9 protein-coding genes are annotated in these 13,499 nt (G+C 50.0%); 8 read left to right on the top strand and 1 reads right to left on the bottom strand.

The window, feature by feature from the left end:
- Window positions 1–220: 220 nt before the first annotated feature.
- The 6 genes from C0068_RS08835 (at window position 221) to C0068_RS08810 (ending at window position 8,502) form a co-directional block, all read left to right on the top strand.
- Window positions 221–1,528, top strand: coding sequence for a homoserine dehydrogenase (locus C0068_RS08835; protein WP_103684123.1), 1,308 nt, complete (start codon window positions 221–223; stop codon window positions 1,526–1,528).
- Between the two features lie 136 nt (window positions 1,529–1,664).
- Window positions 1,665–3,062 carry a threonine synthase gene (thrC, locus tag C0068_RS08830; RefSeq protein WP_103684122.1) on the top strand — a complete coding sequence of 466 codons (1,398 nt, stop codon included), beginning with the start codon at window positions 1,665–1,667 and terminating at the stop codon, window positions 3,060–3,062.
- Window positions 2,989–4,812, top strand: a complete 1,824-nt coding sequence (recJ, locus tag C0068_RS08825) for a single-stranded-DNA-specific exonuclease RecJ (protein WP_233208778.1) — start codon at window positions 2,989–2,991, stop codon at window positions 4,810–4,812. Before thrC ends, recJ begins: the two co-directional genes overlap by 74 nt.
- Before the next feature lie 121 nt (window positions 4,813–4,933).
- Window positions 4,934–6,032, top strand: a protein-coding gene (gene prfB, locus C0068_RS08820) for a peptide chain release factor 2 (protein WP_103684121.1) whose coding sequence is annotated in 2 segments (ribosomal slippage) — window positions 4,934–5,008 and window positions 5,010–6,032 — 1,098 coding nt in all. Because the reading frame shifts where the segments join, the coding sequence is not laid out codon by codon here.
- A 163-nt stretch (window positions 6,033–6,195) separates the two neighbouring features.
- Window positions 6,196–7,692, top strand: coding sequence for a lysine--tRNA ligase (lysS, locus tag C0068_RS08815; protein WP_103684120.1), 1,497 nt, complete (start codon window positions 6,196–6,198; stop codon window positions 7,690–7,692).
- A 156-nt stretch (window positions 7,693–7,848) separates the two neighbouring features.
- Window positions 7,849–8,502, top strand: a complete 654-nt coding sequence (locus C0068_RS08810) for a Crp/Fnr family transcriptional regulator (RefSeq protein ID WP_103684119.1) — start codon at window positions 7,849–7,851, stop codon at window positions 8,500–8,502.
- Between the two features lie 140 nt (window positions 8,503–8,642).
- On the opposite strand, the gene xseA is transcribed toward C0068_RS08810, so the two are convergent.
- Complete coding sequence (gene xseA, locus C0068_RS08805; RefSeq protein ID WP_103684118.1) at window positions 8,643–9,986, bottom strand: exodeoxyribonuclease VII large subunit; 1,344 nt, start codon at window positions 9,984–9,986, stop codon at window positions 8,643–8,645.
- A 109-nt stretch (window positions 9,987–10,095) separates the two neighbouring features.
- Between xseA and guaB the strand changes: the two genes are divergently transcribed.
- Both guaB and guaA read left to right on the top strand, forming a co-directional pair.
- A complete protein-coding gene (guaB, locus tag C0068_RS08800) occupies window positions 10,096–11,562 on the top strand; it encodes an IMP dehydrogenase (protein WP_103684117.1) in 1,467 nt (488 codons plus the stop codon).
- Between the two features lie 103 nt (window positions 11,563–11,665).
- The gene (gene guaA, locus C0068_RS08795) at window positions 11,666–13,249 is read left to right on the top strand and encodes a glutamine-hydrolyzing GMP synthase (protein ID WP_199176141.1); all 1,584 of its coding nucleotides are present in this window, start codon (window positions 11,666–11,668) and stop codon (window positions 13,247–13,249) included.
- Window positions 13,250–13,499 lie beyond the last annotated feature (250 nt).

Genomic DNA, 13,499 nt, shown 5'->3' with positions numbered 1-13,499 from the left:
CAGGGCTTAATGGGTCTTGTGTATTTCGCTTTGTGTCCTCTAACACGGCTTTGAGTGAGAATAAACGTCGCTGATTCTCTACAGCCCATAGCCTTAATGCCCCAGCTTGACTAAAATGCACCCCTTTCGGGTACAAAATACTCTCGTGCTCTACGTATTAATTGACGTGAGGAGCACGAGCGACGCGCCCAGTGGTTTACCTGACGTTTAAGGAGCAGCGGTGGATTCGGTTAAAGTAGGAATATGTGGTTTAGGAACCGTCGGCGGCGGCACATTTGCGGTATTGACGCGTAATGCGGCAGAGATTGCGGCACGGGTGGGCGCAGATATTGTGGTGACGCAGGTTGGTATGCGTCGCGATAATCCAAATTGCGATATTGGCAATGTGGCCGTAGAACGCGATGTGTTTGCGGTGGCGGATAATCCTGAAATCGATATTCTGGTTGAGCTGATTGGCGGCACCACCGTCGCCAAAGAATTGGTGCTGCGTGCGATTGCTAATGGCAAGCACGTTGTTACGGCAAACAAGGCCTTGATTGCAGAGCACGGTAACGAGATTTTTGCGGCGGCGACCGAGAAGGGCGTAACGGTTGCGTTTGAGGCTGCGGTAGCTGGTGGCATCCCGATAATTAAAGCACTGCGGGAAGGTTTGGCTGGTAACAAAATTCAGTGGCTGGCGGGTATTATCAACGGCACCGGCAACTTCATTCTGTCTGAAATGCGCGAGAAAGGCCGCGATTTTGCCGATGTCTTGGCAGAAGCGCAGGCGCTTGGTTACGCTGAAGCGGATCCGACGTTTGATGTTGAAGGTATAGATGCCGCCCACAAATTGGTTATTTTGGCGTCTTTGGCTTTTGGTATTCCCCTGCAGTTCGACAAGGTATTTACCGAGGGCATTAGCCGTATCGCCCAGGAAGACGTGATTTACGCCGAAGAGCTTGGTTACCGTATTAAACACCTCGGTATTGCCCGCGACACTAGCGACGGTATTGAGCTGCGGGTTCACCCAACATTGATTCCTGAGAAACGCTTGATTGCCAATGTAAACGGCGTGATGAACGCGGTATTAGTGCAGTCTGATGCGGTTGGGCCAACACTTTATTACGGCGCAGGGGCGGGCGGCGAGCCAACGGCATCTGCAGTTGTGGCCGACATAATTGACGTGGCGCGTACCTTGAGTGCACAGCCTAGCAACCGGGTTCCGTATTTGTCCTTCCAAACCGAATCTTTGAGTGCACACCCTGTGCTACCTATTGATGCGGTGGAAACAGCCTACTACCTACGTATGGCTGCGGTGGATAAGCCTGGTGTGCTGTCCAAGGTGGCGCAAATTTTAAGTGATGGGGGCATCAGTATCGAAGCCTTGATTCAGAAAGAACCCGCCGACGGTGCCAACTTAGTGCCCATGATTATTCTGACCAACCGCACTGTAGAGGCAAAACTTTCTGCAGCGGTCACTCAGATTGAAGGGCTAGAGAGCATAGTCGGTGAAGTGACGCGGATTCGCGTTGAGTCGTTGGCAGGTTGATTTGGTCGGATGTCTGAAGTCGGGCGTCCGACATCCGACATCCGACATCCGACGTCCGACGTCCGACTTTGGACTTTGCACGTGCGTTAGTGTTGAAGAGCGCACTGAAACAACAATTAGCGATGAGTACAATTACGTGAAATACATAAGCACCCGTGGCAAAGCGCCCGCCCTGAATTTTGAAGATGTTTTGCTCACTGGCTTGGCGCCAGACGGCGGCTTGTATGTGCCTGAAACCTTACCCGAATACAGTAAAGAACAGATTGCCGCGTGGTCGTCGCTGTCGTATACCGATTTGGCTTTCCAAATTATTCAGCCCTTTATCGGCGGTTGTATTCCAGACGAAGATTTAAAAGCGATTATCGATGATACCTATGTGGATTTTCGTCACCCTGCAATTGCGCCTTTGGTACAGCTAGATCGCAATGAGTGGGTGTTGGAGTTGTTCCAAGGGCCGACCTTGGCGTTTAAAGATTTTGCTCTTCAAATGTTGGGGCGTTTATTAGACTACGTATTAGAACGCCGTCAGCAGAAAGTCGTCATCATGGGGGCGACCTCTGGTGATACAGGCTCTGCGGCCATTCAAGGTTGTAAGCGTTGCAGCAATATCGATATTTTTATTCTGCACCCTTATCAGCGTGTATCTGAGGTGCAGCGTCGGCAGATGACCACCGTTGTCGGCGACAATATTCACAATATCGCCTTACGCGGTCATTTTGATCACTGCCAAGCGATGGTAAAAGCCAGTTTTGCAGATCAGAGTTTCTTGCCGGAAGGGCGTCAGTTGGTGGCGGTTAACTCCATTAACTGGGCGCGGATTATGGCGCAGATTGTGTATTATTTTTATGCCGCCTACGCAGTTGGCGCGCCAAATCGCTCTGTGAGCTTCTCGGTGCCGACGGGTAATTTCGGCGATATTTATGCAGGTTATTTAGCTAAGCGCATGGGCTTGTCAATAGATCAGTTGGTAGTGGCGACCAATCAGAATGATATTCTGCACCGCTTTATCAGTGGCAATAAATTCGAGAAGCACGAGTTGCAACACACCCTGTCTCCAAGCATGGATATTGTTGTATCGAGTAATTTTGAGCGCATGTTGTTTGACTGTTTTGACCGTGACGGCGCAGCAATTGCTGACTTAATGGAGCGAATGAATACGGAAACGGTTTCTATTCCTGACAGTGCGTTTGCAAAAGTGCGTGGCTTGTTTGATAGCTACAGCGTTGATGATGCGGCAACCGTTGAGACTATCGCGTCGGTATATGATGCCAGCGAATACCTGCTCGACCCGCATTCAGCCATTGGGGTGAAGGCGGCACGTGAATGCCGCCGCGACGACAATACGCCAATGATCACCTTGGCAACGGCGCACCCTGCGAAGTTCCCTGATGCGGTTATGAAAGCGGGTTACCCAACAGCGCCGGCACTGCCCCATCACATGAGCGATCTCTTTGATTTGGATGAGCGCTACGAAGTCGTCGACAATAAAATTGGGGATGTTCACGCGTTTATCGCTGCAAATGTCCGCGCCTGAGTCGGTGACTGATTTTCCTAAAATAATATTGCGTAAACCCGCCGCCACAGCATTTTCTGCGGCGGTTCCTCCATTGTTGCAAAAGTTATATGGCGCCCGCGGGGTGCTCAGCGACAGCGAAATTGAAACTGGTTTAGAGCAGCTTCCCAAGCCTGAAATGAAGGGCTTGGCAGAGGCTAGCACGTTACTCGCCGATGCCATTCAAACGCAGAAGCGCTTATTGATCGTGGGTGATTTTGACTGCGATGGCGCGACCAGTACCTGTGTTGGACTTTTGGGTCTGCGGGCTTTAGGCGCGGCGCATGTTGATTATCTTGTGCCTAACCGTTTTGAATTTGGTTACGGTCTAACACCAGAGATTGTGGCGGTGGCGGCCGAGCGTCAGCCAGATTTAATAGTCACGGTAGACAACGGCATTTCCAGTATCGAGGGGGTGGCGGCAGCGGCTAAGCTCGGTATTCCCGTTTTAGTCACCGATCACCATTTGCCCGGTGATGCCTTGCCAGACGCCGCTGCGATCGTTAATCCCAATCAATATGGTTGCTCGTTTCCTGCAAAATCCCTCGCCGGCGTCGGCGTAATGTTTTACGTGCTGTTAGCTCTGCGCACGGAGTTGCGCGCGCGGGCTTGGTTTTCTGACGCGCGCCCCGAGGCTAATCTGGCGGAGCTATTAGATTTGGTTGCACTGGGTACCGTGGCCGATGTGGTACCGCTTGAGCAGACAAATAGAGTGCTGGTGACGCAAGGGTTAAGACGGATTCGCGCCGGTCGGTGCCGTCCCGGTATTAAGGCCTTGCTCCGCGTTGCGGGTAAAGATGCCAGTCGCTTGGTAGCGGCAGATATGGGTTTTGCGATTGGCCCACGTTTGAATGCTGCGGGTCGTTTAGGCGATATAAGCTTAGGTATTCGCTGTTTGCTGACCGACGACGAAGACGTGGCGCTGAATTTAGCGGCAGAGCTTGACGATTTAAATCGCGAGCGTCGCGCCATTGAGCAGAGCATGAAAGATGATGCGATGCGGGTCTTAGCGCATTTGCAATTGGACGCGAGCAATATTCCCAATGGTATTTGCCTATACGACCCGACCTGGCATCAGGGTGTGGTAGGCATATTGGCATCGCGGATTAAAGATCGATACTACCGCCCAGTTATTGCCTTTGCCGACGCGGATGATAACGAAATGAAAGGCTCCGCGCGCTCGATTCCGGGCCTGCATTTACGGGATGCCCTCGACCTATTAGCTAAACGCCATCCCGGTTTATTAAATAAATTTGGTGGTCACGCAATGGCCGCTGGTCTGAGTTTGGCCAAGGCTGATTACCCGCGTTTTGTCGACGCCTTCGATGCCATTGTCGCGGAATTAACGACTGAGGAGCAGTTAACGGCGGCGGTTCATAGTGACGGTGAGCTACAGCCCGAGGATTTCTCTATTGAACACGCAGAGTTGCTGCGTAGCGCGGGGCCGTGGGGGCAGAATTTTCCTGAGCCCAAATTTCATGGTTGCTTTCGCTTGGTTCAGCAGCGAATTGTGGGTGAGCGCCATTTGAAAATGGTACTGGCGCCAATCTCGGCGGCTGGAGATGCAGGTCAGCACATCATCGACGCTATCGCCTTTAATATCGACACTGCCCAGTGGCCCAATCCGCAGGCAGAGCAGGTCAAGCTAATATATAAACTCGATAGCAATTTATTTAGAGAGCGCTTGTCGGTGCAATTATTGGTCGATCATATTCAGGCACTGACAGATTAGGGCAGAAAGTAAGCATTTTCCGTAATTTGCTAGGCTACTAGCATTTATTGACTACGCTTTGCTCAGTGCCTCGCATCAGGTAAAATGCCCGCCTTTTCCACCTCTGACCGGATATTGCTTAATGTTAGAAGTAAACGCCATACGCCAATCCCTCAAAAGCATGAGCGACAGAACCGACGTGCTTCGGGGGTACCTTTGACTACGCCAACAAGAAAGAGCGCTTAACAGAGGTAGAGCTTGAACTTGGCGATCCAAAGGTTTGGGATGATCCAAAGCGGGCCCAGGAGTTGGGTCGGGAGCGGGCGTCCTTAGAAGCGGTGGTCGAGACCATTGACGAGTTAGACAGCGGGGTTGCGGACTGCAGCGAACTGCTCGATATGGCGGTAGAAGAGGGTGACGACGATACCATAAGCGGTATGCAGGTAGACGTTGACCGTTTAGAGGCGTCGCTGGCAACTTTAGAATTTCGCCGTATGTTCTCTGGTGAAATGGACCCCAATAATTGCTATTTAGATATCCAATCAGGTTCCGGCGGCACTGAAGCCCAAGATTGGGCGAATATGGTCTTGCGCATGTACTTGCGCTGGTGTGAAAGTCGCGGCTTTAAAGCAGAGTTAGTTGAATTGTCAGATGGAGAAGTGGCGGGCATTAAAAGTGCGACCCTTCATATTCAAGGTGAATACGCCTTTGGCTGGTTGCGTACAGAAACCGGCGTTCACCGCCTAGTGCGCAAGTCGCCTTTCGACTCTGGCAATCGTCGTCATACCTCATTTTGTTCGGTGTTTATCTCACCAGAAATTGATGACGATATTGAAATAGATATAAATCCCGCTGATGTGCGTACCGACACCTATCGCGCCAGCGGAGCGGGTGGTCAGCACATCAACAAAACCGATTCGGCGGTGCGCTTAACCCACGTACCCACAAATATTGTGGTGCAGTGTCAAAACCAGCGCTCGCAACATCAGAACCGCGACAGCGCGTGGAAAATGCTAAAGGCAAAACTCTACGAATTGGAAATGCAAAAGCGTAATAGTGCCGCGCAAGAGTTGGAAGACAGCAAGTCAGATATTGGCTGGGGCAGTCAGATTCGATCTTATGTGCTGGACGATCAGCGCATAAAAGATTTGCGAACCAATGTGCAAACCAGCAACTGTGGCGCGGTATTGGATGGCGATTTAGATTTATTTATTGAAGCAAGTCTAAAATTTGGCCTTTAGCCGGCCAAGTCGGGTGTCGGAAGTCTGGCGCCTGACGGAAAATTCGTACAAGTGTTAAGTGCGGCACTGAGATCGGTGTCTTAGTTTTCAAATACCAATAAGCAGCGCGCTGCTTTTAATACGTCCGGCGTCAAACTTCCGACGCCTGACCCAGGAACTTAAAATGTCTGAGAATCACAACGAAGTAGAGCAAATTCAGGAAGAGAATCGTCTTATTGCCGAGCGCCGCGCAAAATTGTCGGCTATTCGCGAGAAACGCAATGCCTTCCCAAATCATTTTCGTCGTGAGGATTATGCCGACCGTTTGCAGGCTGAGCTGGGCGATAAGGACAAGGAAGAGTTAGAGGCTTTAGATCGCCAAGCCAGTATAGCTGGACGTATCATGGCCAAACGCGGGCCGTTCATGGTGTTGCAAGACATGACTGGGCGCATTCAGGTTTACGTCGATAAAAAGCAATTTCCAGAAGAGTTGGCCGACGAAATTAAAACCTGGGATATCGGCGACATTATTTCAGCCACCGGCCCCGTGCATAAATCTGGCAAGGGCGATCTCTATGTTTATATGAAAGAGACCTCATTGCTGACTAAATCTTTACGTCCGCTGCCTGATAAATTCCACGGCCTGCAAGACCAAGAGATTCGCTATCGTCAGCGCTATGTTGATCTCATCATGAATGAGTCCTCACGACGCACATTTGCGATTCGCTCCAAAATGATTAGCTCAATTCGTAATTTTTTGCAGCAGCGCGATTTTGTCGAAGTGGAAACACCGATGATGCAGGTGATTCCTGGTGGTGCCAGCGCGCGCCCCTTTGTGACACATCACAACGCACTAAGTATGGATATGTATTTACGGATCGCGCCAGAGCTATATTTAAAGCGCTTGGTTGTCGGCGGTATTGAGCGCGTATTTGAAATTAACCGTAACTTCCGCAACGAAGGTTTGTCGACACGTCACAACCCAGAGTTCACGATGATTGAATTCTACCAAGCCTACGCCGATTACAAAGACTTGATGGATTTAACCGAAGCGATGTTGCGCAATACTGCGCAGGAAGTGCTGGGTACTACCACCATTAATTATCAGGGTAGTGAATACGATTTTGGTAAGCCCTTTACCCGTTTGTCGGTGTTTGATTCAGTTTTGCAATACAACCCTGATATTACGGCGGAACAGCTGTCTGATATGACACAAGCTACCGCTATTGCGAAAAAGCTGGGTGTCGATGTAAAAGACAGCTGGGGTCTAGGTAAAATTCAGATCGAAATTTTTGAAGAAACGGTTGAGCATAAATTGGATCAGCCGACGTTTATTACCGAATACCCAACTGAAGTTTCGCCGCTGGCGCGCCGCAGTGACGATAACCCCTTTGTCACCGACCGTTTTGAATTTTTTGTCGGTGGTCGCGAGCTGGCAAACGGCTTCTCGGAATTAAATGATCCTGAAGATCAGGCAGAGCGCTTTATGGCGCAGGTTGCGGAAAAAGAAGGCGGCGACGACGAAGCAATGCACTACGACGCTGATTATATCGCAGCGCTAGAATACGGATTGCCGCCAACAGCTGGTGAGGGTATCGGTATCGATCGCTTGGTAATGTTGTTCACTGACGCACCGTCAATTCGTGATGTGTTGTTATTCCCCCATATGAGGCCTGAGTAACTCAGGGGGCGGACGTCTGACGTCGGATGTGTGAAGAACCTTATTGCACGCGTCCGACATCCGACTTCTGACATCTAGCCAAATCCTTCCTAGACAGCTACTTACGCAACTATGCTATAGTCTCTCCACATTTTGTCGCCCATGGGGAATGTGGAAATGAGTATCGAAAACGTCGATTTATTTGACGGTCTGATGCCGGAAGAAATTCAACTTTTACGTGACACCAGTGTGGTGCGGGAGTTTGCAAAAAACACCGTGCTAATACACGAAGGCGATGTTGCCGATTCGCTTTATGTGGTGGAGTCTGGTCGCGTTAAGGTCTATTGCAGTGATAAAGGTGGTAAAGACTTTGTCTTGAATATTCTTGAGTATGGCGACTACTTTGGTGAGCTCGCGCTGCTTGATGACGATAAGCGTTCCGCGTCGGTGCGGGCGATGGAAGTCAGTAAAGTTCGCATTATTTATAAAGAAGATTTCAAGGCGATTTTAGACCTGCATCCGAATATTACCCGTATTCTGAATAAAAACCTTACCCGTCGAATCCGTAAATTGACCAATGACGTCAAAAGCTTGGCGCTGCAAGATGTGTACGGCCGTGTGGTGAAGGTGCTAACAAGCTTGGCGCAGCCAGCGGAAGAAGACGGCAGTATGCGTATTGATGAAAAGCTGACGCAGCAAGAAATTGCAGATCGGGTTGGTTCGTCGCGGGAGATGGTTGCCCGAATTTTGAAAGATCTCACCATCGGTGAATATATTGATGTCGACGGCCGTCATATTGTTATAAAGCGAAAGCTGCCAGAAAGTTATTAAGTTTTTACGGCAGAGCTAATATTAGTATGGCGCCTGTTTTTTGGCGTCATATTGATAAGGCCTCTATATAGATTTTTTATTGGCAAAATAAGAATCGCGTTTAGCAAACTTTTCTGTTGTCGCTATATCTACCTGCTTGGCTATTTCTTAACGATAAGCTCAGCACTTCCGCGATTAAATTTGGCGTGTAGTGACTCCCCGTTTTTTAATACACTCGCATCTCGGACAATCGCGCCGCTGTCATTGCTGATAATAGCGTAGCCTCGGTTGAGTGTTTGCTCAGGTCCTAGGGCTCTAAGTTGTTGTTCCATGTTTTTTAGTGCGATTCGCGGCCGCTGCAACTGCTGTTTAATCGCGTATTGCATTCTTTCCCGCAGGGCGCTCAATTCCTTTTGTTTCGTTTTTAACTGGCGTTCTGGGTTGAGTAGCGCAAGTTGCTGGTTGGCAGATACTAGGCGCTGCTTACGTTGGCGCTGGGCTTGCTGCCACTGTCTTTGTAAGCGTATTTCTAAATCGTCTAATTGCTGGCTTTGCTCTCGCAATTGGCTGCGCGGGTCACGCACGCGCCGTGATAGTGATAAGAGCTGTTCCTGCCAAAGGCGGATTCGACGACGCTGGCTATTGGCAAGTCGACCTTTGAGCAAGTTTAGTTGCGATACCAGTTCACTTTGGTCCGGACTAAGTAGCTCTGCGGCGGCTGAGGGCGTGGCGGCGCGAACGTCGGCAACAAAGTCGCTAATGCTAAAATCCACCTCGTGACCGACGGCGCTGACGACCGGCAGTGCAGAGTTGTATATTGCTTCCGCGACGATGCGTTCGTTAAAAGGCCAAAGGTCTTCAAGGGATCCGCCACCGCGAGACACTAAAATAACATCAAAGTCTTTGCGCCCTTGGCTGTGCCAAATATTTGCCTGTAGCACTGCCTTGGCGATTTGCTGTGCTGCCTGCTCGCCCTGTACCAATACCGGTAAAACGCTAATTTGCATGCTCGGCCAGCGGCGTTTAAGCACGGAAAGGATGTCGTGTATTGCGGCGCCAGTGGGGGAGGTTATTACGGCAATGTGCCGGATTGTGTCCGGTATCGGTTTTTTGTTGCTGGCGTCAAACCAGCCTGCGGCCATAAGCTCTTGTTTTAGTTGTTCAAAGGCTAGGGCGAGTGCACCGGCCCCAGCGGGCTGCATACTGTCGACGATTAATTGATAATCGCCACGTCCTTCGTACAAGCTGACTTTGCCGCGAACATTAACTTGCTGACCCGGTTCAGGAGAGAAGTTGACCCGCGTATTGCGGCCCTTAAAGAAGGCGCAGCGAATTTGGGCGCGTTCATCTTTGAGGGTGAAATACCAGTGGCCAGAGCTGGGGCGAGATAGGGTAGATAGCTCGCCGCTGACGTTTACTTGCGAAAAGCAATCTTCTAATAGTTGTTTAGCCAAACCGTTTAATTGGCTGACACTGAGTGTTTGTGGCGGTTCTTGTGTAGTCATCGGCGCATTATACCAATATATGGGATTTGGTCGCTAAGAATCGGTTTACTCAAGGGCGCCCATCAATTAAAATTGCGAGGATTCTAGCCACAGGCACCGGAATCAAAATATGTTACGCATTGCCCAAGAAGCTCTCACCTTTGATGATGTACTTCTACTCCCTGGTTACTCTGAAGTTACCGCGAAAGACGTCAGCCTAAAAACCCAGCTGACACGCAATATATCGTTGAATATTCCCCTAGTTTCAGCTGCGATGGACACCGTCACAGAAAGCGCATTGGCTATTGCCTTGGCGCAGGAAGGTGGCATCGGGATTATTCATAAAAGCATGACGATTGAGCAGCAAGCTCAAGAAGTGCGCGCTGTTAAAAAGCATGAAAGCGGTATTGTTAAAGACCCTATCACTATTGAAGCTAGCGCACCTTTGAGTGAGCTATTTGAACTGCGTCGCCGCCACAAAATTTCTGGTGTGCCGGTTTTAGATAAAGGGAATTTGGTAGGTATTGTCACCAGTCGTGATGTGCGTTTTCAAGAAGAATTAGACGTGACGGTGTCTAGCATGATGACACCGAAAGACAAGCTTGTGACTGTCAAAGAAGGCGTTGATATGGCGGTGGCACGTGAGCTGCTGCACCGGCACCGTATTGAGAAAGTACTGGTAGTCAACGACGATTTTGAACTTACCGGTATGATTACCGTTAAAGACATGAATAATGCCCAAACCTATCCGTTTGCGTGTAAAGACAGCTCTGGTCAATTGCGGGTGGGTGCATCGGTTGGCACCAGTGCCGACACCGATGACCGTGTGGCTGCGCTGGTTGCTGCCGGTGTAGACGTGTTGGTAGTAGACACCGCGCATGGCCATTCAATGAATGTGCTGAATCGTGTACGTTGGATTAAAGAACGTTATCCACAAGTCGATGTGATTGGCGGCAATATAGCCACTGGTGCTGCGGCCTTGGCCTTGATTGAAGCGGGTGCAGATGCGGTAAAAGTGGGTATTGGTCCCGGTTCTATATGTACCACTCGAATCGTGACGGGCGTTGGCGTTCCACAAATTAGTGCTATTGCCAATGTAGCAGAGGCCTTAAAAGGCACGGGCGTGCCCTTGATTGCTGACGGTGGTATTCGTTTCTCTGGTGATTTGTCTAAGGCCGTGGTTGCCGGTGCAAGCTCGATTATGATGGGTTCAATGTTCGCTGGTACCGAAGAGGCACCCGGTGAAGTTGAGTTGTTTCAAGGCCGAACTTACAAGTCTTATCGCGGCATGGGGTCACTCGGCGCGATGACTAAAACCCAAGGTTCCAGTGATCGCTATTTCCAAAGCGCTGACGACGGCGCAGAAAAATTGGTGCCAGAAGGTATTGAGGGCCGCGTTGCCTACAAGGGGCCTTTGTCTGCCATCGTTCACCAGTTAATGGGTGGATTGCGTTCGGCAATGGGTTATACCGGCAGTATTGATATGGAAACCATGCGCAGTGTACCGCAGTTTGTACGGGTGACTTCTGCGGGGATGAATGAAAGTCATGTCCATGATGTAAGCATCACTAAGGAAGCGCCAAACTACCCGACCTAGTAGGCGGGTGGTATTTGTGTCGAATTAACAAACCCGCTATCGCAGCGGGTTTGCTGTTTTATTTACGTTCACATCTGTTGTGAACCCTGTTGAGAGAATTGCTGTGTCCATCCCTGATATCCACGCTCATCGAATATTGATCCTAGATTTTGGCTCGCAATATACACAGCTCATTGCTCGTCGTATTCGCGAGATTGGGGTGTACTGTGAAATTCGCGCCTTCGATATCGATGATGCAGACATCGAGGAGTTTAAACCCTCAGGTTTTATCTTGGCGGGTGGTCCTGAGTCAGTAACCCAAGAGGGATCGCCACGCGCACCCCAAAAAGTATTTGAGTTTGGTGTGCCTGTGCTAGGTATTTGTTACGGCATGCAAACAATGGCCGAACAGATGGGCGGTAAAGTAGAAGGATCGCCAGTCCATGAGTTTGGTTACGCGCAAATTAAGCTGGAAACCAGCGGCGCTTTAACGGCAGATATTGCCGACCACATTGATAGCAAAGACGGTAAAGCCTTGCTGGACGTATGGATGAGTCATGGTGACAAGGTTATTCGCCTACCCGAAGGCTTTGAGGTCTTGGCCTCTACACCATCTTGCCCAATTGCAGCGATGCAGTGTGAGGAGAAGCAGTTCTACGGAGTGCAGTTCCACCCAGAGGTAACCCATACCCTTCAAGGGCAGCGTATATTCGAGCACTTTGTATTGAAATTATGTGCTTGCGAAGCACTGTGGACACCGGCAAATATTGTTGAAGATGCGGTAGAGAAAGTGCGCGCCCAAGTTGGTGATCAAAAAGTGCTGCTTGGTTTGTCTGGTGGTGTCGATAGCTCGGTAGTGGCCGCACTGTTGCACAAAGCAATAGGCGCGCAATTGACCTGTGTGTTTGTCGATAATGGCCTTCTGCGCAAAAATGAAGGCGATCAAGTGATGGACATGTTCGCTAAAAATATGGGTGTGAAAGTTATTCGCGCCGATGCCGAAGAGGCTTTTTTAAGCAAGTTAGCTGGCGAAGCAGATCCAGAGAAAAAACGGAAATTAATCGGCAATACTTTTATAGAAATTTTTGATCAAGAAGCCACTAAATTAAAAGACGTAAACTTTCTAGCGCAGGGCACGATTTATCCCGATGTAATTGAGTCTGCTGCGTCTAAAACCGGCAAAGCGCATGTGATCAAATCTCACCATAACGTTGGCGGTTTACCAGACGACATGGCAATGGAATTGGTTGAGCCGCTTCGCGAACTGTTTAAAGACGAAGTGCGTCGCATTGGTCTTGAGCTCGGGCTGCCCTACGACATGGTGTACCGCCATCCATTCCCTGGGCCAGGCTTGGGCGTGCGGATTTTAGGCGAAGTTAAAAAGGAATACGCCGACATTCTTCGCGAAGCCGATGCAATATTTTTGGAAGAATTGCACCGCGCCGATTGGTACCACAAAACCAGTCAGGCATTTGCCGTTTTTCTGCCAGTAAAATCTGTTGGTGTAGTAGGGGATGCCCGCCGCTACGAATACGTAATCGCCCTGCGCGCAGTAGAGACCATCGACTTTATGACGGCTCGGTGGGCGCACCTGCCATATGAACTCTTAGAAACGGTGTCTAATCGCATCATCAACGAGATCAAGCAGGTATCGCGTGTTGCCTATGACGTGAGCAGCAAACCACCTGCGACTATTGAGTGGGAGTGACAGAAACTAGCAGGCATTTTCCTGCGCTGTTTTGGTAACGGCAGGCTCTATGCGTGACTGCTAGATGAGGTTACAGGGTAACCCGCTCGACTTGTTAAGCTGAGCCTGCGGATAACTTCGCAGGGATGCGACCATGTTGCCATTGCCGGTCTGCAGGGAAACACCGAGTTGTCTCTGCACAGCCGTATGTGCACCATCGCGCGGCGCACACTATCCTTTATTAATTTGTAGACGAATACCACCCGTCGTT

The organism is Zhongshania marina (assembly GCF_002915595.1).
Taxonomy (GTDB): Bacteria; Pseudomonadota; Gammaproteobacteria; order Pseudomonadales; family Spongiibacteraceae; genus Spongiibacter; species Spongiibacter marinus_B.
Note: the sequence above shows the minus strand (reverse complement) of the source record. Positions and strands in the feature narration are given on the sequence as shown.